The organism is Streptosporangium lutulentum, from assembly GCF_030811455.1.
GTDB classification, from domain to species: domain Bacteria; phylum Actinomycetota; class Actinomycetes; order Streptosporangiales; family Streptosporangiaceae; genus Streptosporangium; species Streptosporangium lutulentum.
The window spans coordinates 174,420-195,547 of the sequence record NZ_JAUSQU010000001.1 but is presented as its reverse complement, the minus strand read 5'-3'; the positions used below and the strand labels follow the sequence as shown (position 1 = coordinate 195,547).

The following is a 21,128-nucleotide window of genomic DNA, read 5'->3' as shown; positions in this document are numbered from 1 at the left end:
CAAACGCCCATGGTCCTGCCGTGCGGCTCGCATGAACCGCACGGCAGGACAGCCCCTTAGAGGCGCGTTTTGGGAGGAGTCAGCCGCGTCCCCGACCAGTCGGGGGCCGCGCTGAGGCTGCTCGCCTGCGAGAGTCCTGCAGTCGTTGCTTCTTCCCCGATGTCACTGGGCTCCACGTGCCCGTCTCTGCCGGCCTTGGGAGTGAGCAGCCAGATCTGGCCGCCGCTACTCAGGTTGGTCAGCACCCCGCTCAGGGCGTCGAACAGATCGCCGTCACCGTCGCGCCACCACAGCAGCACGATGTCGACGACGTCCTCGAAGTCTTCATCGACCAGCTCGTTACCGGTCAGCTCCTCGATGGAATCGCGCAGATCGTCGTCGACGTCTTCGTCCCATCCGACCTCCTGCACCAGCTGACCCTGCTTGAGGCCGAGCCGTTCGGCCAGGCCGCGTTCGCCTTGCGCCTGACCCGCGGTCGCGCTCACGTTTGTCCCTCCTGCTTGAATGGCCCCGCAATCACACGGTGCTCAAAGTGCTTCGGCACAGTCCACACGCTGTGACCCTCAGTCGTCAACGGTCGCCACGGCAACGAGTGTGCTACGTATGAATTAGTCCGACAAAAATGACAAACGGACCTGGCGTTCCCGATTGTCGATGTTGAGATCCACCACGGCGATGGATTGCCAGGTTCCCAGCGCGAGCCGCCCCGACAGAACCGGAACGGTGGCGTACGGAGGAATGAGGGCCGGCATGACGTGCGACCGTCCGTGCCCTCTCGATCCGTGCGCGTGTTTCCATCTGTCATCGGCCGGGAGCAGGTCCTTCAAGGCCGTGAGCAGGTCTTCGTCGCTGCCCGAGCCGAGCTCGATCAACGTGATCCCCGCGGTCGCGTGGGGCACGAAGACGTGCAACAGACCGTCGCCCCCGCACGACCGGACGAAACTCTCGCACTCGGAGGTGATGTCGTGCACCCGTTCACGGGAACCCGTTACCACCTCGATCGTCTGAGATCTCACATACTGATCCTACGATCCATCCTGAGCTGCGACGACGAGTACACCCGGCACACCGCGTCACGGAGAACAGCAGATGGTGCGTCCGAGGGCGTATGTTGCATGTTCCGAGAGGCGGGGTCGAGTCTCCGGCACACGTCCTCTACCGGCGGATGACGCTCCGTCTCCCTCGGAAGACGTCCCGGATTCCCCATGGGGACCCTCCCGATCAAGGGGGATCGCGGGGGCCGGATTCCCGGTGCCGGGAGAGGGTAAAAAAAGAAGAAGCTCGATGTAACCTTTGGTGGTTATTCGTCCTACCATCGGTGGTCTAGGCCACTTTCGTCCCCTGCCAGCAGGGACCTCCTGGTTACCGGTCAGTAGAGATGCACTTTCCGGGGTAAGCGACCAGGATGGAAGACGACCTACACCAGACAAAAGTCCATCCTCGGAAGGCGAGACCCAGTGGCTTCCGGACGCCAGCGTTTCTCGGTCATCAGCGACGGCCTACCCAGCCAGCTCCCTGATGTCGACCCCAGCGAGACCCAGGAGTGGCTTGAGTCGCTCGACAACGTCATCAAGACGGAGGGTCGCACTCGCGCCCGTTACCTGATGCTTCGGCTGTTGGAACGGGCCCGAGAGAACCAGGTCGGAGTGCCCGGCCTGCGCAGCACCGACTACATCAACACCATCCCCCCGGAGCGCGAGCCCTGGTTCCCCGGCGACGAGTACGTCGAACGCCGTATCCGCGCCTACACGCGCTGGAACGCGGCCGTCATGGTGACCCGGGCCAACGCCCGCACCAACGTCGGCGGGCACATCGCCACCTACGCCTCGGCGGCGTCGCTCTACGAGGTGGGCTTCAACCACTTCTTCCGCGGCAAGGACCACGGCGAGTCCGGAGACCAGGTCTTCTTCCAGGGCCACGCCGCGCCGGGCATCTACGCCCGCGCGTTCCTGGAGGGCCGCCTCAACGAGGCCCAGCTCGACGCCTTCCGGCAGGAGCTCTCCCACGGCTTCAGGGGCCTGCCCTCCTACCCGCACCCCCGCCTGATGCCGGACTTCTGGGAGTTCCCCACGGTCTCCATGGGTCTCGGCCCGATCGGCGCCATCTACCAGGCCCGGTTCAACCGTTACCTGCTGAACCGGAAGATCAAGGACACCAGCCGCAGCCATGTCTGGGCCTACCTCGGCGACGGCGAGATGGACGAGCCCGAGTCGCTCGGCGCGATCGGCCTGGCCGCCCGCGAGGAGCTGGACAACCTCACCTTCGTCATCAACTGCAACCTGCAGCGTCTCGACGGCCCGGTGCGCGGCAACGGCAAGATCATTCAGGAGCTGGAGTCCTACTTCCGGGGCGCCGGCTGGAACGTCATCAAGGTCGTCTGGGGCCGCGACTGGGACCCGCTGCTGGCGGCCGACGTCGACGGCGTGCTCGTCAACAAGATGAACACCGTCCCCGACGGCCAGTTCCAGACCTACTCCGTCGAGTCCGGCGAGTACATCCGCGAGGACTTCTTCGGCGGCGACCCGCGCCTGCGCAAGATGGTCGAGCACCTGACGGACGAGGACATCCGCAAGCTGCCGCGCGGCGGCCACGACTACCGCAAGGTGTACGCGGCCTACAAGGCGGCCCGCGAGCACGTCGGCCAGCCGACGGTCATCCTCGCCCAGACCATCAAGGGCTGGACGCTCGGCAAGGACTTCGAGGCGCGCAACGCGACGCACCAGATGAAGAAGATGTCCAAGGCCGACCTGAAGGAGTTCCGCGACCGGCTCTACCTGCCGATCCCCGACTCCGCCCTCGAGGCCGACCTCCCGCCCTACTTCCACCCGGGCGAGAACGACCCCGAGATCGAGTACATGAAGGAGCGCCGCGCGGCCCTGGGCGGCTTCCTGCCCAAGCGCGTGGTCCGCGCCAAGCCGATCAAGCTCCCGGGCGACGCGGCCTACGCGCAGCTCAAGAAGGGCTCCGGCAAGCAGAACGTCGCCACCACCATGGCCGTCGTCCGCCTGCTCAAGGACCTCATGCGCGACAAGGAGATCGGCCACCGGTTCGTGCCGATCATCCCCGACGAGGCGCGCACCTTCGGTCTTGACGCGATCTTCCCGACCGCCAAGATCTACTCACCGCACGGCCAGACCTACCAGGCCGTGGACCGCGAGCTGCTCCTGTCCTACAAGGAGTCGACCGAGGGTCAGATCCTGCACGAGGGCATCAGCGAGTCCGGCTCGATGGCCTCGGCGATCGCCACCGGCACGGCGTACGCCACGCACGGCGAGCACATGATCCCGGTCTACATCTTCTACTCGATGTTCGGCTGGCAGCGTACGGCCGACCAGATGTGGCAGCTCGGCGACCAGATGGGCCGGGGCTTCCTGCTCGGCGCCACCGCCGGCCGTACCACCCTGAACGGCGAGGGCCTGCAGCACGAGGACGGTCACACCCCGCTGATCGCCTCGACGAACCCGGCGGCGGTGTCCTACGACCCGTCGTGGGGTTACGAGCTGGCCCACATCGTTCAGGACGGCCTGCGGAGGATGTACGGCGAGAAGCCGGAGAACGTCTTCTACTACCTGACCATCTACAACGAGCCGTATCCCCAGCCGGCCGAGCCCGAGGGCCTGGACGTTCAGGGCCTGCTCAAGGGTCTTTACCGGTTCGCCCCGGCTCCGGCCGCCGTCTCGGGTCCGAAGGCCAACATCCTGGTGTCCGGCGTGGCCGGGCCCTGGGCCCTGGAGGCCCAGCGGATGCTGGCCGAGGAGTGGGGCGTGGCGGCCGAGGTCTGGTCGGCCACCTCCTGGTCGGAGTTGCGCCGCGAGGCGCTCGCCGTCGAGGAGCACAACCTGCTCAACCCCGACGCCGAGCAGCGCGTACCCTACGTGACGCAGGCGCTGTCGGCGGCCCAGGGGCCGTTCATGGGCGTCAGCGACTACATGCGCGCGGTGCAGGACCAGATCTCCCAGTGGGTACCGGGTGACTGGACCTCGCTCGGCACCGACGGTTTCGGCCTGTCGGACACCCGGTCGGCGCTGCGCCGCCACTTCCACGTGGACGCGGCCTCGATCACCCTGGCCGTGCTCACCCAGCTGGTGAAGCGGGGCGAGCTCGACGCCGGGGTGCTGAGCGACGCGATCGCCAGGTACCACCTGAAGAACGGTGTGACCGAGGCCGGTGGCGCCGAGAGCAACGACGTCCAGTCCATGGGACTGTGATCGTTACCGGGCGGGGTCTCTTTCTCTGGAGAGCCCGCCCGGTTAGGGTTGAATCGCTCCCCCCGGGCGAACGACCTCCGGGGGAGCGATTCACTCCCCTGAACGAACGACTTCAGGGGAGCATGGAATGCCAAGAACGCTAAGGGCGGCCACCGTAGCCGCGGTCCTCTCTACCGCGCTGGTCGCCTGCAGCGGCAACACCGGCCGCAACAGCGCCGCCGACGTGGCGGGAGGAGCACCCGCCGCCGACCCGAGCGCGGCCGGCTCGCCGGGGGCGATCACGTGGGCCACCTGCACCGACATCAGGCGCCCCGATGGAACGATCGCCAAGCCCGACCCCCTGTTGCAGTGCGGGAAGATCTCGGTCCCGCTCGACTACGCCAAACCCGACGGCCCGTCCCTGAGCATCGCCGTCATCCGTACCAAGGCCTCCGGTCCCGGCCCGCGGATCGGTTCACTGGTCTTCAACTTCGGCGGTCCCGGCGCCTCCGGCGTCGACACCCTGGCACAGGCGGCGAAGGCTTTCAGCAGCCTGGGCACCCGCTACGACCTGGTCAGCTTCGACCCGCGCGGGGTGGAGCGCAGCTCCGGCGTCAGGTGCGGCGACGACGAGGAAATGGACAAGTACACCTCGCTGAACACCCTGCCCACCAACGAGGCGGAGCGGGACGCGATCGAGAAGGGCACCAAGGAGTTCGTCGACGCCTGCGGGCAGACGTCCGGCAAGCTCCTCCCCTACGTCGGCACCGTGAACGCCGCCCAGGACCTGGACCGTCTCCGCGCGGCACTGGGCGACAAGCAGCTCAACTACTTCGGCATCTCGTACGGCACGCAACTCGGCGCGATCTACGCGACCAAGTTCCCCAAGAACGTGAACCGGATGGTGCTGGACGGCACGCTGGACCCCAGCGCCACGCTGGAACAGCGCACCCTGGCCCAGACGACCGGCTTCCAGCACGCCTACGAGGCCTTCCTGAAGGACTGCGTCAAAGAACCCGGGCAGTGCGAGATCGGCAGCGACACCACCATCGCGGACAAGAACGTCGAGAAACTCCTGTACGACCTGAAGGCCAAGCCGATCAAGGTCGGTGACCGCACCGTCACCCAGGGGCTGGCCAGCACCGCCATCTCCGCCGCCCTGTACTCACAGCTGACCTGGCCCCTGCTGGACCGGGCCGTGAGCCAGGGGCTGAAGGGCGACGGGCGGATCCTGCTGGCCCTGGCCGACAACTACAACGGCCGCCTGCCCGACGGCGGTTACACGACCCTCATGAGCAGCTTCCCGGCCATCAGCTGCGTGGACACCGCGGAACGGCCGACCAGCGAGGAACTGCGCAGGACCGAGACCGAGTCGCTGAAGCTCTCCCCGCTCTTCGGCAGCCCCGGTCTGGGCAGCATCTGCACGCTGTGGCCGGTTCCCGGCAGCGACGAGGCCAGAAAGGTCAACGCCGCCGGTTCGGCGCCGATCGTGGTGATCGGCAACACCGGCGACCCCGCCACGCCGTACGAATGGGCGCCGAAGCTGGCCAAGGAGCTCGGAACCGGCGTGCTGGTGACCTACAAGGGCGAGGGTCACGCCTCCTACCTGTCCGGAGACCCGTGCGTCAAGCGGACCACCGACGGTTACCTGCTCAACGGGAAGGTCCCGGCCGAGGGAACCGTCTGCCCCTCGTCCTGACGGCCACGCCGGCGCCTCGCCCGGTCGCTCCGGGCGAGGGCTAGCACCCTTCCGGGCGGGGCCGTTCCGTCTCGAATCCACGGGGCGGCCTGCCCAGCGAGATCCCGGGAAGACCGTCGCGGTAGGCCACCCGGAGCCTGCCCGTCTCCCCGATCCGGTCGAGCAGGGCGGAACCGGTGGAGAGCGTCGGGACCGGGGACGGGGACGGGCTGACGGCAGGCGTGGTGGGTGTGAGGTCCTCGTCCGGCGTGAAACCGAACTGAACGGTCAGAAACGCCGCCGCGGCCGCGCCGAGGACCGCCAGCCCCTGAGCGAGTAATCTCCCAGCCGCTGCGGATCTCCCGGCCGCAATGGTTTGATCTCCGGCACTGCCGACCCCTCGCGTACGGCTCTTTGCCCGAACATTGCACACCCGGGCGGCGAAGATCACCCGTTTGTTCGCCGAGCGTCCACGGGAGAACGGGATCGATGTGAAGGACCCGCCCTCACGGTCCTCTTCGGGCCCGCGGTCTACGTTCCCGTCCCCGGCATCCCGCTGAAGGAGAAGATCCGCAGGTTGCCGTGGGCGGTCAGCGCGGTGATCTTTCTCGGGGCCTCGGGATCCAGCTGGACGTCGATGGACTTGTCGCTGGCGTCGGCCTCCACCCGGTAGCCGTCGCCGTACGGCACCGTGACCTCCACGTCCCCACCCGTCCTCACCATGGCCCTGACGTCGGTGGGCGGCCGTGTGAACCCCAGGACGGCGTTGCCGCTGCCGACCTCGACGTCGGCCTCGGCGGACCGCAGGCCGCCCCCGATCACGTTCCCCTCCCCGGCCCGCACCCACAGTCTCCCCAGCGTGTTGTCCACGATCACATCGCCGGAGACGGTGGACAGCCGCAGGTCACCCGAGATGCCGTTCGCCGTCACGTTCCCCTCGGGGCTCGTCGCCTCGACGTCGGTGGCGGCGGGCAGGGTCAGGGTGTAGTCGGCCTGGCAGACGAGTCCGCGGTCGAGGTCGGCTCCGGGACAGGTGACGCCGATCCGCAGCGTCCTGCCGTCCCACGCCTCCGTGACCGCGGGCTTGTGCTGGATCCAGGAGAGTTCCCGCGTCACGACCAGCTGCTCCGTCGTACCGGAGACGACCGAGACGTTGACGCGCCCGGTCGTGTCCACCACGATCGCAGGCGACGTGAACGGGTGCAGCCGGCGGGTGGTCTCCTGCGACACGCCGACACGGGTGACCCCGATCCACACGACCAGGGCCACACCGAGTACGGCGAGCACGGTGAGAGCGCCGCCCACGGCGATCCATCCGGTCCGGACGTTGCTTCGCATCGACGTATCCCTCTCAGACCTTCAGGAAGCGCAGTACGGCCAGCACCCGGCGGTGGTCTTTGTCCACGCCGGAGAGGTCGAGTTTCGTGAAGATGTTGTTGATGTGCTTGCCGACCGCGCTCTCGGAGACCACCAGGGCCTCGGCGATCCCGCTGTTGGACCGGCCCTCCGCGATCAGCGCCAGCACCTCGTACTCCCTGGGGGTCAGCCGCTCCAGCGGGTCGCTGTGCCTGCGGAGCAGGAGCTGGGCGACCACCTCCGGGTCGAGGGCCGTGCCGCCCGCGGCGACCCGGCGCAGCGCGTCCAGGAACTCGGTGACGTCGGCGACCCGGTCCTTGAGCAGGTATCCGATGCCGCTGGTCGCCGTGGACAGCAACTGGGTGGCGTAACGCTCCTCGACGTACTGCGAGAGCACGAGGATCGCGAGCCCCGGCCGCTGGCGGCGCAGTACGAGCGCCGCGCGCAGCCCCTCGTCGGTGTGCGAGGGCGGCATCCGCACGTCGGTGACGACGAGGTCGGGATCGTGTTCGTCCACGGCGCGCAGCAGGTCGCCGGCGTCGGCCACCGCCGCCACGACCTCCATGCCCGCCGAGCCGAGCAGGCGGATGAGTCCTTCTCTGAGCAGGACGGAATCCTCGGCGAGCACTACTCGCATGGCAGCTCCACTCTGATCGTCGTCGGGCCGCCCGGGGGGCTGTCGATGCGCAGGGCGCCGTCCACGGATCCGACGCGCTGGGCCAGGCCGCGCAGCCCGGTTCCCCCGTCGAGGCCGGCGCCGCCCCGGCCGTCGTCGAAGATCGTCAGGTGGAGCAGGTCGCCCCGGCGGTCGATCGTGACCTGGGCGCTGGAGGCTCGGGCGTGCTTGGCGATGTTGGTCAGTGTCTCGGACACGACGAAGAACGCCACCGCCTCGATCGTGGGAGAGGCCCGTTCGGGTATGTCGACGCGGAGCCGTACCGGCAGCGGGGCTCGCGCGGCGAGACCGGACAGCGCCGCGTCCAGGCCCTCGTCGCTGAGCACGGCCGGATGCAGCCCGCGCACCAGGTCTCGCAGTTCCTTGAGTGCCTGCTTGGCCTCCTCGTGGGCCTGCGCGATCACCTCGCGGGCGGGCTCGGGGAGGTCGACGAGGTTGGCGCGGGCCATGCCCAGGTTCATCGCGAGCGACACCAGCCGTTGCTGGGTGCCGTCGTGCAGGTCCCGCTCGATGCGGCGGCGCTCGGCGTCCGCGGCGTCGACCACCTCGGCGCGGCTCTCCCTCAGCGTCTCCACCCGCAGGACGAGCTCGTCGCTGAGGCTGGGGCCGAGCAGGGCCTCGGCGGCGATCACGTCCAGCGCCGCGACGCCGCGCACCACCCACGGCCCGGCCACGAACAGGGCCGCTGAGAGCAGGGCGAACTGGGCGACCCCCACACTCGCCCAGGTGCCGTCCAGGTTCCAGCGCCGTACGGCGAGGGCGGCCGTGACCAGGCTCCCCGACCAGGCGCCGACCACCATGACGAATCCGATCCCGCTGATCAGCGGTGACGTCAGGTGATATCCGATCTGCCGCCAGGTGCTTCTCGTCCGTGCCTCGTCGAGCAGCCGCTTCAGCGGGTTGCCGCCCCCGGAGCGGCGTGGCAGCGCGGGGATCTCCACGCCCAGGAAGGCGGAGAACCGGCACCGCTGCAACCAGGTGAGCAGCCGCACGGACCGGAAGAGCAGCAGCAGCGTGATCAGCGGGACCACCACGGTCCAGACCAGCGTCACCGACAGGAAGGCCAGACCCAAGATCACCAGCGAGGCCAGCAGGGCGATCGGAACCCCCGTCACCACGTGAACGGTGCGGAGCCAGGTCTGCGCCGACCAGTGGGGGCGGATCCTGTCCCAGGGGGTGCTCACCTCGGTGTGGGTCATCTGGTCCTTCCGGTGCGGGGGTCTCGGGGGAACGCGGGGCCGTGCCGTCCGATGACACGTTCGACGCCGGCGGCGGCCGAACCGTCGCAGGCGTGATCGGTGGTGCTCTCGTCCGGGTCCGCGGAGGCGGCACGGCGCCCGAGCGGCGCGAGCCGGAGGCGGTCGCCGGTGAAGCGGGAGATTCCGGCCCGCGAAGGCCGGTGTCTCCCGGTCTCGGTTGTGGGGAGGATGTCGAACCACCACGGTAGAGATCACAGTCGTCCGGTTCCATGGGCGAGGTATCCCGGAAAAGGGTGAGGCAAGCCCCACCTTCCGGCGCGTCAACTTACGCTAAGGCCCCTGTATATCCACGCGAGCGCATATTTCATGATCAAGCCTTCTCTTTATGCCTCACGGACTCACGCCCGGAAGCCGGCCTCCCATCCCGAAACCTTCCGGCCCCTTGACGATCGACAGACCGACACAAATACCCCAAACACGTACCTTTGTGCTTATAACACGCTTTAAGGCATAACGTGCGAGCCTGTGAATGGTGGGAAGGCCGGTATGACGGCAGCTGAGTCCGCTCATCACCCGAACCCGGGGGAAGATCCCCGATACCCGCCGATCGCCGACCACGGATTGATCGGTGATCTGCGCACCGTGGCGCTCGTGGACACGAACGGCACGATCGGCTGGTACTGCTCCCCGAGCTTCGACGCGCCGAGCGTGTTCGCCTCGATCCTGGACGCCGACCGCGGCGGATCGTTCGAGCTGGGCCCCAGTCTGCCCGCGAGAACCAAGCAGTTCTACTTCCCCGACACCAACGTGCTGATCACCCGGTTCTTCTCCGCCGACGGGGTGGGCGAGATCCAGGACTTCATGCCGATCGTCGACAACTCGCGCGAAGCCGACCGGCACCGGCTGATCCGGCGGGTGATGTGCGTTCGCGGATCACTGACGTTTCAGGCGCGGGTGGCTCCCCGGTTCGACTACGGGAGGCAACCGCACACCGTGAGCCTGCGGCACGGCGCGGTGGTCTTCGAGTCCCCGTCGCTCTCCCTGACGCTGACCGCCACCACGCCGGTCGAGATCGACGACCAGGACGCGTGGTCGGATTTCAAACTCCACGAGGGCGAGGCCGCGGTGTTCGCCCTCGACAGATACGGCGAGGACGTGGCGCCGCGGTCGTGCCCGCTCGCCGAGGCCGAGGAGCAGTTCACCGCGACGGTCGCGTTCTGGCGGCGCTGGCTGTCCTCATCGCGCTACCGAGGCCGGTGGCGGGAGATGGTGCACCGCTCCGCGCTGACGCTGAAACTGCTCACCTACGCGCCGACCGGCGGGATCGTGGCCGCGGCGACGACCAGCCTGCCCGAGCAGATCGGCGGGGAGCGCAACTGGGACTACCGGTACGTCTGGATCCGTGACTCCGCGTTCTGCGTGTACGCGCTGCTCAGGCTGGGGTTCAGCGAGGAGGCGGAGGCGTTCATCGGGTTCCTGTCCGAGCAGGTCAGCCGCGACGGCAGTGAGGGATCGGGCCCGCTGCAGATCATGTACGGCATCGACGGGCGCACCGAACTGCCGGAGACCGAGCTGTCCCACTTCGAGGGCTACCAGGGCTCGGCCCCGGTACGGATCGGAAACGCCGCCGCCCCGCAGCTCCAGCTGGACGTCTACGGGGCCCTCATCGACTCCGTCTACCTCTACGACAAGATGTGCCGGCCGATCTCCAGCGACTACTGGGAAGAGATCCACCGCCTGGTGGACTGGGTCTGCAGCAACTGGGACCAGCCCGACGAGGGCATCTGGGAGACACGCGGGGGCCGCAAGAACTTCGTCTACTCGCGGCTGATGTGCTGGGTGGCGATCGAGCGGGCCATGCGGATGGCCCGCCACCGCGGGCTGCCCTCCAACACGGAGCGCTGGCGGCGGTCCCGCGACGCGATCTACCGGCAGATCATGCAACGCGGCTGGTCCGACCGGATGCAGGCGTTCGTGCAGCACTTCGACGACGACGTCCTCGACGCCTCGATCCTGATGATGCCGCTGACCAAGTTCATCGCCCCCACCGACCCGAAATGGCTGTCCACGCTTGACGCGCTCGGCAAGAACCTGGTGTCCGACTCGCTGGTGTACCGCTACGACCCCGCGGCCAGCCCGGACGGCCTGCGAGGGGAGGACGGCACGTTCTCGATCTGCTCGTTCTGGTACGTCGAGGCGCTCGCCCGCGCCGGACGCCTCGACGAGGCGCGACTCGCCTTCGAGAAGATGCTCACCTACGCCAATCACCTCGGTCTGTACGCAGAGGAGATCGGGCGGACCGGCGAGCAGCTCGGCAACTTCCCCCAGGCCTTCACCCACCTCGCGCTGATCAGCGCCGCGTTCAACCTCGACCGCGCCCTCGGCTAGGCGGATCGTCTCCCGGCCGCCCTACCGGCCGACGGCCGGAGCTCCTGACGGCGCTGGACGCCCAGCGGGCGGAGGAACCCCGGGCGAGGCTCACAAGGATCCGCTCTCGGACGCCCCCGAGGACACCGCGCGGGCCCTGGCCGATCTTCTGCGCGAGGTGCTGCCCGCCCTCGGTGACCGGCCGCGCCCCTCGCACAGGACCTGACCGGACGGCTTCGGCGGCGCTACTCCTCGGAGGCGCCCAGCGGGGAGAACCGCTCCGGCGGATGCTCGGGCGCGACCTCCCCGGTCTCCTCGGCCCAGCCGATCCGGTCGAGCCGGAAGGCACGCGCGTCCTGTCTGAGCCGGCACACGCCCACGAGATACCAGCGGCCGCCGCGGCCGCCCACGAAGGTCGCCGGCTCCACCTCCCGGACGGTCGTCCGGCCCTTGCGGTCCTCATATCGCAGGCGCAGCACCCGCCGGTGGAGCAGCGCCTGCTCGATCACCCGCGACACCCGGGGGTAGGGCTCCGGCTCGACGGTCGTGTGGCCCCGGGTGAGGGGCTCTCCGGCCCCGTCGCCTCCGGGGACGGTCCCGGAGGCGCCCTCGGACGGCGACATCGCGGCGACCAGCTTGTTCAGGGCGCTGCGAGCCTGGAAGGCGAACGGGGTGTCCTGCGCGCCGCTGAGCGCCGCGGCGACCGCCACCGCCTCGTCCGGGGTGAAGGCGATCGGGAGCGGGGTCACGCTCTCGCCGAGGGCGTAGCCGCGCCCGCCGGGATCCGCGCGGACGGGCACCCCGGACTGCTGGAGCGCGCGGAGGTCTCGCTCGACCGTGCGAACGCTCACCTCGAGCCCTGTGGCCAGCTCACGCGCCGACCGGCACCGGGGCGCGATCGCGCGAAGCTCCTCGATCAGAGCGTGGAAGCGATCGGTGCGATTCACGCTTTCAACGCTACGCCTCGGCACCGACGGTGTCGCTGGATAGGATCACATCCAGATGTTGACAGACAAAACATCATCGATAACCTGTGGCGACGCATCTTATTGGAGTCCGATGGCCGCAAGCGAAAACCACCCCATGGGCCAACCGCCTTCTTCCCCCCCGAAGTCGAAGGCGTCCAAGGTCGTCGTGCTCACCGGGATCGGCCTCGTGTCGGTGCTCCTCATCGGTTACTGTGCGGCCCAGGACGACTACGAGGAGGTCGGCGCCGACTGCGTCGATATCAACAACCCCCAGCCGGACGGGTCCTACACGTACGTGGACGAGGACTACTGCGACGACGACGGCGACGGCTACTCCGGGTCCCACGGCGCCTATGTGTGGTACTACGGGGGCGTGAGATCCGGGATCCGGGTCGGGCACGGCAGCACCGTGCGCCCCTCGGACGTCCAGATCGTCAGCCACAACGGCACAGTGATCCAGCGGGGCGGCTTCGGCGGGCGCAGCGGCAGCGGGAGCTGATCCGGTACCGATGAGACGCGAGACCTCACTCCCCCGGGACGGCTGGGAGAGCATCATCGAGGGCCACGGCCTGGCCTATCACCGTTCGGCTCATCCCGACGGCCTCAAGCGCCCCTACTGGGACGAGACCGTCCAATACGTCTTCTCCATGGACGAGGTGCTCGATCTGGAGAACCAGGTCGAAGACCTGCACCGGATGTGTCTCCACGCGGTGGAGCACGTCATAGAGCACGCCCGCTACGCCGACTTCTCCATTCCCGAATGGGTGGCACCGGAGATCGCCCGCTCCTGGGAGCGGAGCGACCCGCACCTGTTCGGCCGGTTCGACCTGCGCTACGACGGGACCGGCCCGGCCAAGATGCTGGAATACAACGCCGACACCCCGACGAGCCTGCTGGAGAGCTCCGTCGTGCAGTGGTTCTGGCTTCGGGACCGCTACCCCGACGACGACCAGTGGAACTCCATCCACGAGCGGCTGATCGGCCGATGGCAGCAGATCTCGGCGGGTCTCCCCACCGGCCCCTCGCACTTCGCCTGGACCAACATGGACCAGAGCGGCGAGGAGGCGATGACCCTCGCCTACCTCCAGGAGACCGCCGACCAGGCCGGGCTGAGGACGGTCGCGGTGGCCATGGAGGACATCGGCTGGGACGACCTCAACCTGCGGTTCGTAGACATGGAGCGCCGGGTGATCCGCTCGCTCTGCAAGCTGTATCCGTGGGAGTGGGCGATCGCCGACCCGTTCGGGGTCCAGGCGGTGCGCCAGCAGGTCTCGATGACCTGGATCGAGCCGCTGTGGAAGATGCTGCTGTCCAACAAGGCACTGCTCGCGGTGCTCTGGGAGCTGTATCCGGGACACCCGAACCTGCTGCCCGCCTACCTCGACGGCCCCCGTGACATGTCCTCCTACATCGTGAAACCGCTCCTCGGCCGCGAGGGCGCGAACATGCGGATCGTCACCCCCGGCGACCGCGTCGAGACCTCCGGCGGCTACGGCGCCGAAGGCTACGTCTACCAGGAGTTCCAGGCACTGCCCGTCTTCGACGGCTGGCGGCCCGTGCTCGGGGCCTGGGTCATCCACGACGAGGCCGCGGGGGTCGGCATCCGCGAGACCACGGGGTTCGTCACCGACGACACCTCGTCCTTCGTCCCGCACCGCATCGAACTCTGAGCCCCGAAAGAGAGCACCATGAGCCCCACCCCCCTGCCGGTCCCGCTCCCCGCCCCGGCCGATGCCGCGACGGTCTCGTTCGCCGAGATCCTCGGACGCGGCTCGCTCGCCATCGCCGCCTACGCCGCGCTCGGCGTGATCCTGCTGATCATCGGCTTCTACGTGCTCGACATGGCCATCCCGGGCAAGCTCAGCCAGCTGATCAAGGTCGACCGCAACCCCAACGCCACCCTGCTCACCGGCTCGGGGCTGGCCGCCGTCGGGCTGATCGTCTCGGTCTCCATCTGGGCCTCGGGCGGAGCCCTGCACGAGGGCCTGCTCGCGACCCTGGTCTTCGGCCTGGTCGGCATCGCCGTACAGACCGTGGCGATGGTCGTGTTCGACAAGGTCGCGGGGATCTCGGTCCGCGAGCTGGTCAAGGAGTCCGACCTCCAGCCCGGTACCCGTCTCCTCGCGGTCACGCACCTGGTCATCGGCCTGATCACCGCCGCCGCCGTCATCTGAGCGGGCGCGGGCGGCCATCTCCCGTGAACGGCCGGTTCGTGGACGTCCGCACCCCGCCGCGCAGGGCGCCCTACAGAACGAAGGCCCGTACGCTGTCCGGTACCACGGCTGGCGCATCTCGCGCGACCTGGCACTCTTAGTGACGTGAGGGAGCGGAGCGAGCGAGCGGGAAGACACAGTGACGTCGTGAACGACGTCGTGACCGGGGCCGACGGGGGGGATCCCGACCAGGGCCGGACGAGGGAAGACACCACGCGCAGGCTGGAGCGGGCCATGGGCACGCTGGGCACGGCCGCCATGTCCAGGATGGACGACCGGCTGATGTGGTTCCGCGCCCTGTCCGCCGAGGACAGGTCCTGGGTCGGGCTGGTGGCCCAGGCGGGCATCGCCGCGTTCGTGGAGTGGTTCCAGCACGCGGGGGAGGGCCAGGGCCGTCCGACTCCCAGCATCGAGTTCTTCGGCACCGCGCCCCGGGAGCTGAAGCGGTCGATCTCGCTGCAGCAGACCGTCGACATCGTCCGGGTCGTGGTCGAGGTGGTCGAGGCGCAGACCGGGGATCTGGCCGCGCCGGGCGGAGAGGACCAGCTCCAGCAGGCGATGCTCCGCTACACCCGCGACGTGGCGTTCGCCGCCGCCCAGGTCTACGCGCGGGAGGCCGAGGCACGCGGCGCCTGGGACGCGCGACTGGAGGCGTTGATCGTGGACGCGCTGGTCAGGGGCGAGGTGGACGACGGCCTGCACTCGTGGGCCGCCGCCCTCGGCTGGACCTCCTCCCCCGTCGTGGTGCTGGCCGGTCAGACCCCTGACGACGATCCGCAGGAGGTCATCGACGCGCTGCGCGAACGGGGCCGCAGGTCCGGGCTGGACATGCTGGCGGGGGTGCAGGGCGACCGGCTGATCGTCATCGTGGGCGGCGCGGACAACGTCACCGCGGCGGCCAAGCACGTGGTGCCGCGCTTCGGCCCGGGTCCGATCGTCATCGGGCCCGAGGTGAACGACCTGCACGCGGCGGCGAGTTCGGCGCGGGCGGCGATCGCCGGCCTGCGGGCGGCCGCGGGCTGGCCGGACGCGCCCAGACCCGTCCACGCCGAGGATCTGCTGGCCGAGCGCGCCATCGACGGCGACGCCGCCGCCAGGGCCCAGCTGATCGAGAACGTCTACCTGCCGCTGATCGGCACGCCGCTGCTCGACACGCTGGCGACCTATTTGGAGCAGGGAACCTCTCTGGAGGCCACGGCCCGGTTACTCTTCGTACATCCGAACACGGTGCGCTACCGTCTGCGTAAGATCACCGAGTTGACCGGATACCAGCCGACCGAGGGTCGCTCGGCCTTCACGCTGCAGGTGGGGCTCATCCTCGGCCGCCTATCCGAGACGACTGTAACCTGACCGTCATTACTTAACCTGTACGAAACTCCTGTTGTGGGGTCTCCACAAAATAGTGGTGACAAAGTTCGTCCGGATTCTCACCCGTGTATTGAACTTCTACAGGGCAGGCTAGATTTCGTGCTCGTCATCGTCGCTCCGGGCCAAGGCGCCCAGACCCCAGGTTTCCTGAATCCATGGCTCGAACTTCCGGGCCTGGCAGACCGTCTGTCCGCCTGGTCCGATCTGGTCGGCCTCGATCTGGTCGCCTACGGGACCACCGCCGGCGCCGACGAGATCCGTGACACCTCCGTCGCGCAGCCCCTGCTGGTCGCCGCCGGGCTGGCGGTCGCCGAGGTCCTCGGAGCCTCCCCCGACCTCGTCGCCGGACACAGCGTCGGCGAGTTCACCGCCGCCGCCCTGGCCGGGGTGCTCACTCCCGAGCAGGCTCTGACCCTCGTCAGGGAGCGCGGCCAGGCCATGGCCAAGGCCGCCTCGATCACCGAGACCGGCATGTTCGCCGTGCTCGGCGGCGCCGAGGAAGACGTGCTCGCGGCCATCGGCCGGCATGGCCTCACCGCCGCCAACGTCAACGGCGCCGGGCAGATCGTGGCCGGCGGCACGCTGGAGCAGTTAGAGGCGTTCAAGGCCGAACCGCCCGCGCGGGCGCGGCTGATCCCGCTGTCGGTCGCCGGAGCCTTCCACACCGTGCACATGGCCCCGGCGGTGGACCATCTCCGTGAGACCGCCGCGGACATCACGCCCGCCGATCCCACCGTCACGCTCCTGTCCAACGCCGACGGCGCGGTGGTCGAAAGCGGCGGCGAGTTCCTCCGGCGCCTGGTCGACCAGGTCGCCAACCCGGTTCGATGGGACGCCTGCATGGCCACCATGGCCGACCGCGGCGTCACCACCATGATCGAGCTGCTTCCCGGTGGCACGCTCACCGGCCTGGCGAAACGTGCGCTGCGCGGGGTGACGACCGTCGCCCTCAAGACACCCGATGATCTGGACGCCGCACGAGAGGCTCTCAAATGAAGATCTCACAGGGCTCGCCTGGCGCGAAGATCCTGGCCTTCGGCCACTACCAGCCCTCCAACGTGGTCACCAACGACGACCTGTCGGCGACCATCGAGACCAACGACGAGTGGATCCAGAGCCGGGTCGGCATCAAGGAGCGCCGGGTCGCCCTCGACGGCGAGTCCGAGATCGATCTCGCCGTGCAGGCGGGCGGCAAGGCCCTCGCCGCGAGCGGGCTCTCGGCCGGCGACATCGACCTGGTGATCGTCGCCACCTGCACGCTGGAGACGCAGATCCCCAACGCGGCCGGCCGCGTGGCCACCCGGCTGGGCATCGACGCCCCCGGCGCGTTCGACGTGAACACCGCCTGCTCCGGATTCTGCTACGCGCTCGCGGTCGCCAACGACGCGGTCCGCTCGGGCTCGGCCACCAACGTGCTGGTGGTGGGCACCGAGAAGCTCTCCCAGTGGATCGACTGGACCGACCGGGCCACAGCGGTGATCTTCGCCGACGGCGCGGGCGCCGCGGTCGTCGGCCCGTCCGACACCCCCGGCATCGGCCCGGTGGTGTGGGGCAGCGCGGGCGACAAGTCCACCGCGATCATGATCAAGGACCGCGACTCCTTCCTGCAGCAGGAAGGTCAGACCGTGTTCCGCTGGGCCACGACCGCGCTTCACCCGGTCGCCAGGGAGATCTGCGAACGTGCCGGGGTGGACCCCGCCGATCTCGCGGCCTTCGTGCCGCATCAGGCCAATCTGCGCATCATCGAGGCGATTGCCCGTAAGATCGGCGCCGACAACGCGGTGATCGCCAAGGACATCGTCCTGGCGGGCAACACCTCCGCGGCCTCGATCCCCCTGGCCATGTCCCGGATGATCGAGCGCGGCGAGGTCCAGTCGGGCGGGCTCGCCCTGCTGCTGGGCTTCGGCGCCGGTCTGACCTATGCGGGCCAGGTCATCGAGATCCCCTAAAGCTTGTACGGCCCCGCCGTGCAAAACCAGAAAACCCGTGCAAGACCCCTTAAGTAAGACTGAATTCAAGGAGAACACGCGACATGGCCCTGACCGAGCAGGAGATCCTCGCTGGCGTCGGCAAGATCATCAACGAGATCACCGGTATCCCGGCCTCCGAGGTCACCCCGGAGAAGAGCTTCGTGGACGACCTGGACATCGACTCGCTGTCCATGGTCGAGATCGCCGTCGCCGCCCAGGACGAGTTCGGCGTCGAGATCCCGGACGACCAGCTGAAGCACCTCAAGACCGTCAAAGACGTCATCACCTTCATCCAGAACTGAGACGTCCGAGAACTTCCCAACCCTGACCCGCGATTCACAAGGAGCGTAGAACGTGAGTACAGACCAGGTACGTGTCGTCGTCACCGGGCTCGGCGCGACAACGCCCCTCGGTGGAGACGTCGCCTCATCCTGGTCGGCGCTCCTCGCCGGTCAGTCTGGGGTTCGCAACCTCACCGAAGACTGGGTCGATTCCGTCCCCGTCAAGTTCGCCGCCCGTGTCGCCGTGGATCCGACCGAGGTGCTGCCCCGGCCGGAGTCGCGGCGGCTCGACCGCGCCGAGCAGTTCGCACTGATCGCGGCGCGCGAGGCCTGGGCGCATGCCGCGATCGAGAAGGTCGACGCCGAGCGCCTCGGCGTGGTCGTGGGCAGCGGCATCGGTGGCATCACCACGATCCTCGACGCCTACGACACCTTCAAGGAGAAGGGCTGGAAGCGGCTCTCTCCGTACACCGTGCCCATGCTGATGCCGAACGGCGCGGCGGGCTGGATCGGCATCGAGATCGGCGCCCGAGCCGGCGTGCACGCCACCGTGAGCGCCTGCGCCACCGGCGCCGAGTCGATCGGCTACGCCATCGAGATGATCCGTTCCGGCCGGGCCGACGTGGTCGTGGCCGGCGGCACCGAGGCCGCCATCCACCCGCTGAACATCGGTTCCTTCGCCGCCATGCGCGCCATGTCGACCCGTAACGACGAACCGCTGCGCGCCTCGCGGCCGTGGGACAAGAACCGTGACGGGTTCGTCCTCGGCGAGGGCGCTGGCATCGTCGTGCTGGAGTCCGAGGAGCATGCCCTGGCACGCGGCGCCACGATCTACGGAGTCGCCGCCGGTGTCGGCTACTCGGCCGACGCCCACCACATCGCCCAGCCGGAGCCGACCGGGGCCGGAGTCATGCTGGCCATGCGCCGCGTCCTGCAGAACGCCGGCATCACCGGCCAGGACGTCAAGCACGTGAACGCGCACGCCACCTCCACCCCCGCGGGTGACGTGGTGGAGACCATCGCGATCAAGGAGGTCATCGGCGACCACCCGCTGGTCAGCGGTACCAAGTCGATGACCGGCCACCTGCTCGGCGGCGCCGGCGGCATCGAGTCGGTGTTCACCATCCTCGCGCTGCACGAGCGGATCGCCCCCGGAACGATCAACATCGATGATCTCGACGACGGCATCGAGGTGGACATCGTGCGCGGCGAGCCGCGCAAGCTGCCCGACGGTCAGATCGCCGCGATCAACAACTCTTTCGGGTTCGGCGGGCACGACGTCGCCGTGGCCTTCACCAGCATCTGACAGGGAGCTCACGATGACGGTGCTCGACAACAGGGTGGTGAGCGACGCCTCCGACCAGGAGGTCGCGGATCCTCGTGATCCCCAGGTGCGTCTCGCGGCCCTGCTCGACGAGGGTTCGTTCCGGCTGATCTCTCCTGTGGACCGCAGCGGCATCCTCTCCGCGATGGGCCGGGTCGAAGGCGTGCCGGTCGTGGCGTTCCTCAGCGACCCCCGCGTCCAGGGCGGCGCGATGGGCAGCGAGGGCTGCGAGCACATCGTGCACGCCTACGACATCGCGGTCCGCGAGCGAGTTCCGATCATCGGCGTGTGGCACTCCGGGGGCGCCCGGCTCGCGGAGGGCGTCGAGTCGCTGCACGCGGTCGGCCGCGTCTTCGCCGCCATGACCCGCGCCTCCGGCGTGATCCCGCAGCTGTCCGTGGTGGTCGGCCCCGCGGCCGGCGGCGCCGCGTACGGCCCGGCCCTGACCGACATCGTGATCCTGGCGGACGAGGGCCGCATCTTCGTCACCGGCCCGGACGTGGTCCGCAGCGTCACCGGCGAGCAGATCGACATGGCCGCCCTCGGCGGCCCCGAGCCCCACAGCAAGCGCAGCGGCGTCGTCCACGTGGTCACCAAGACCGAGACCGACGCCTACGTCCAGGCCCGGCGCCTGGCGGTCCTTCTCGGTCACCAGGGCCGGGTCCGCACCGAGGTCGAGGAGGCCGACTTCTCCGGCCTGCTGCCGGAGAACGTGCGCCGCGCCTACGACGTGAAGCCGCTCGTCAACGGCCTGCTCGACGAGCCGGGCGTGGAGCTGCACGCCAAGTGGGCGCCGAACATCGTGACCACGCTTGGCCGCCTCGGGGGCCGGACCGTGGGCGTGATCGCCAACAACCCGATGCGCCTGGGCGGCTGTCTCGACTCCACCTCCGCCGAGAAGGCCGCACGGTTCGTCCGCATGTGCGATGCCCTCGGGGTGCCGCTGGTCGTCCTGGTGGACGTCCCCGGCTACCTTCCCGGCGTCGGCCAGGAGCACGACGGCGTGGTGCGCCGCGGCGCCAAGCTCCTGCACGCCTTCGCCGAGGCCTCCGTGCCGCGGATCACCCTGGTGACCCGCAAGGCGTACGGCGGCGCCTACATCGCCATGAACTCCCGCTCGCTGGGCGCGACCAAGGTCTTCGGCTGGCCGACCACCCAGATCGCGGTCATGGGCGCGGTCGCGGCGGTCCGCATCCTGAAGCGCCGCGAACTCGCCGCCGCGTCCGACGAGGACCGCGCGGCCCTGGAGACCAAGCTCGCCGAGGAGCACGAGATCCTCGCCGGCGGGCTCGACCGGGCCATCGAACTCGGCGTGGTGGACGAGGTCATCAAGCCCGAGGAGACTCGCGGCGCCATCGCCAAGGTCCTGGCCCAGGCGACCCCGGCGCGCGGCGCCCACGGCAACATCCCGCTCTGATCCTCTCCTTGGGAGCCCTCGCCGGTCCATACCGGCGGGGGCTCTCCCGGTTTCCGGCCCAGAATGGGCAATGGAACGTTCCAGGCTGATAGACAGGCCCGGCCCGGCGAACCCGGCCGGCACC

At 69.0% G+C, this 21,128-nt stretch carries 18 protein-coding genes; 12 read left to right on the top strand and 6 right to left on the bottom strand.

The window, feature by feature from the left end:
* Positions 1-56: 56 nt before the first annotated feature.
* Together J2853_RS00785 and J2853_RS00780 are read right to left on the bottom strand one after the other, a co-directional pair.
* Positions 57-485, bottom strand: a complete 429-nt coding sequence (locus tag J2853_RS00785) for a DUF3052 domain-containing protein (protein ID WP_307553859.1) — start codon at positions 483-485, stop codon at positions 57-59.
* A 123-nt stretch (positions 486-608) separates the two neighbouring features.
* Positions 609-1,016 carry a secondary thiamine-phosphate synthase enzyme YjbQ gene (locus tag J2853_RS00780; RefSeq protein WP_307553857.1) on the bottom strand — a complete coding sequence of 136 codons (408 nt, stop codon included), beginning with the start codon at positions 1,014-1,016 and terminating at the stop codon, positions 609-611.
* A 441-nt stretch (positions 1,017-1,457) separates the two neighbouring features.
* Between J2853_RS00780 and aceE the strand changes: the two genes are divergently transcribed.
* Both aceE and J2853_RS00770 read left to right on the top strand, forming a co-directional pair.
* On the top strand, positions 1,458-4,208 hold the full coding sequence (gene aceE / locus J2853_RS00775; protein WP_370879164.1) for a pyruvate dehydrogenase (acetyl-transferring), homodimeric type: 2,751 nt from the start codon (positions 1,458-1,460) through the stop codon (positions 4,206-4,208).
* A 127-nt stretch (positions 4,209-4,335) separates the two neighbouring features.
* Entirely contained in the window at positions 4,336-5,886 is a 1,551-nt protein-coding gene (locus J2853_RS00770) for an alpha/beta hydrolase (protein ID WP_307553855.1), read from the top strand.
* A gap of 510 nt (positions 5,887-6,396) precedes the next feature.
* On the opposite strand, the gene J2853_RS00765 is transcribed toward J2853_RS00770, so the two are convergent.
* Genes J2853_RS00765 through J2853_RS00755 form a run of 3 tightly spaced genes read right to left on the bottom strand, consistent with a single transcriptional unit; the run spans position 6,397 to position 9,096 of the window.
* Entirely contained in the window at positions 6,397-7,203 is an 807-nt protein-coding gene (locus J2853_RS00765) for a DUF4097 family beta strand repeat-containing protein (RefSeq protein WP_307553853.1), read from the bottom strand.
* Between the two features lie 13 nt (positions 7,204-7,216).
* Positions 7,217-7,858, bottom strand: a complete 642-nt coding sequence (locus tag J2853_RS00760) for a response regulator (RefSeq protein ID WP_307553851.1) — start codon at positions 7,856-7,858, stop codon at positions 7,217-7,219.
* Complete coding sequence (locus tag J2853_RS00755; RefSeq protein WP_307553849.1) at positions 7,849-9,096, bottom strand: sensor histidine kinase; 1,248 nt, start codon at positions 9,094-9,096, stop codon at positions 7,849-7,851. The genes J2853_RS00760 and J2853_RS00755 overlap by 10 nt, the downstream gene beginning before the upstream one ends.
* A gap of 546 nt (positions 9,097-9,642) precedes the next feature.
* Between J2853_RS00755 and J2853_RS00750 the strand changes: the two genes are divergently transcribed.
* On the top strand, positions 9,643-11,484 hold the full coding sequence (locus J2853_RS00750; protein WP_307553847.1) for a glycoside hydrolase family 15 protein: 1,842 nt from the start codon (positions 9,643-9,645) through the stop codon (positions 11,482-11,484).
* 224 nt (positions 11,485-11,708) lie between these two features.
* On the opposite strand, the gene J2853_RS00745 is transcribed toward J2853_RS00750, so the two are convergent.
* Entirely contained in the window at positions 11,709-12,410 is a 702-nt protein-coding gene (locus J2853_RS00745) for a helix-turn-helix transcriptional regulator (protein ID WP_307553845.1), read from the bottom strand.
* A 112-nt stretch (positions 12,411-12,522) separates the two neighbouring features.
* Here J2853_RS00745 and J2853_RS00740 point away from each other — a divergent pair, with 112 nt between their 5' ends.
* From J2853_RS00740 to J2853_RS00700, 9 genes are all read left to right on the top strand, one after another.
* The gene (locus J2853_RS00740; RefSeq protein WP_307553843.1) at positions 12,523-12,930 is read left to right on the top strand and encodes a hypothetical protein; all 408 of its coding nucleotides are present in this window, start codon (positions 12,523-12,525) and stop codon (positions 12,928-12,930) included.
* A 10-nt stretch (positions 12,931-12,940) separates the two neighbouring features.
* Positions 12,941-14,101, top strand: coding sequence for a glutathionylspermidine synthase family protein (locus J2853_RS00735; RefSeq protein WP_307553841.1), 1,161 nt, complete (start codon positions 12,941-12,943; stop codon positions 14,099-14,101).
* A gap of 18 nt (positions 14,102-14,119) precedes the next feature.
* Positions 14,120-14,605, top strand: a complete 486-nt coding sequence (locus J2853_RS00730; RefSeq protein WP_307553839.1) for a DUF350 domain-containing protein — start codon at positions 14,120-14,122, stop codon at positions 14,603-14,605.
* Positions 14,606-14,878: 273 nt separating this feature from the next.
* Entirely contained in the window at positions 14,879-15,994 is a 1,116-nt protein-coding gene (locus tag J2853_RS00725) for a PucR family transcriptional regulator (RefSeq protein WP_307568546.1), read from the top strand.
* Between the two features lie 117 nt (positions 15,995-16,111).
* The gene (locus J2853_RS00720) at positions 16,112-17,008 is read left to right on the top strand and encodes an ACP S-malonyltransferase (protein WP_307553837.1); all 897 of its coding nucleotides are present in this window, start codon (positions 16,112-16,114) and stop codon (positions 17,006-17,008) included.
* Positions 17,005-17,961, top strand: a complete 957-nt coding sequence (locus J2853_RS00715) for a beta-ketoacyl-ACP synthase III (RefSeq protein WP_307553835.1) — start codon at positions 17,005-17,007, stop codon at positions 17,959-17,961. Before J2853_RS00720 ends, J2853_RS00715 begins: the two co-directional genes overlap by 4 nt.
* Positions 17,962-18,044: 83 nt before the next feature.
* Positions 18,045-18,284, top strand: coding sequence for an acyl carrier protein (locus J2853_RS00710; protein WP_307553833.1), 240 nt, complete (start codon positions 18,045-18,047; stop codon positions 18,282-18,284).
* Positions 18,285-18,336: 52 nt separating this feature from the next.
* Positions 18,337-19,569 carry a beta-ketoacyl-ACP synthase II gene (gene fabF / locus J2853_RS00705; RefSeq protein ID WP_307553831.1) on the top strand — a complete coding sequence of 411 codons (1,233 nt, stop codon included), beginning with the start codon at positions 18,337-18,339 and terminating at the stop codon, positions 19,567-19,569.
* Between the two features lie 13 nt (positions 19,570-19,582).
* On the top strand, positions 19,583-21,004 hold the full coding sequence (locus J2853_RS00700; RefSeq protein ID WP_307553828.1) for an acyl-CoA carboxylase subunit beta: 1,422 nt from the start codon (positions 19,583-19,585) through the stop codon (positions 21,002-21,004).
* Positions 21,005-21,128 lie beyond the last annotated feature (124 nt).

Bases quoted from the DNA above. Each gene is read 5' to 3' on its own strand.
- J2853_RS00710 (WP_307553833.1), top strand. From the start codon at position 18,045: ATGGCCCTGACCGAGCAGGAGATCCTCGCTGGCGTCGGCAAGATCATC.
- J2853_RS00755 (WP_307553849.1), bottom strand. From the start codon at position 9,096: ATGACCCACACCGAGGTGAGCACCCCCTGGGACAGGATCCGCCCCCAC.
- J2853_RS00735 (WP_307553841.1), top strand. From the start codon at position 12,941: ATGAGACGCGAGACCTCACTCCCCCGGGACGGCTGGGAGAGCATCATC.
- J2853_RS00750 (WP_307553847.1), top strand. From the start codon at position 9,643: ATGACGGCAGCTGAGTCCGCTCATCACCCGAACCCGGGGGAAGATCCC.
- J2853_RS00760 (WP_307553851.1), bottom strand. From the start codon at position 7,858: ATGCGAGTAGTGCTCGCCGAGGATTCCGTCCTGCTCAGAGAAGGACTC.
- J2853_RS00770 (WP_307553855.1), top strand. From the start codon at position 4,336: ATGCCAAGAACGCTAAGGGCGGCCACCGTAGCCGCGGTCCTCTCTACC.
- J2853_RS00715 (WP_307553835.1), top strand. From the start codon at position 17,005: ATGAAGATCTCACAGGGCTCGCCTGGCGCGAAGATCCTGGCCTTCGGC.
- J2853_RS00700 (WP_307553828.1), top strand. From the start codon at position 19,583: ATGACGGTGCTCGACAACAGGGTGGTGAGCGACGCCTCCGACCAGGAG.
- J2853_RS00730 (WP_307553839.1), top strand. From the start codon at position 14,120: ATGAGCCCCACCCCCCTGCCGGTCCCGCTCCCCGCCCCGGCCGATGCC.
- J2853_RS00765 (WP_307553853.1), bottom strand. From the start codon at position 7,203: ATGCGAAGCAACGTCCGGACCGGATGGATCGCCGTGGGCGGCGCTCTC.
- J2853_RS00725 (WP_307568546.1), top strand. From the start codon at position 14,879: ATGGGCACGCTGGGCACGGCCGCCATGTCCAGGATGGACGACCGGCTG.
- J2853_RS00740 (WP_307553843.1), top strand. From the start codon at position 12,523: ATGGCCGCAAGCGAAAACCACCCCATGGGCCAACCGCCTTCTTCCCCC.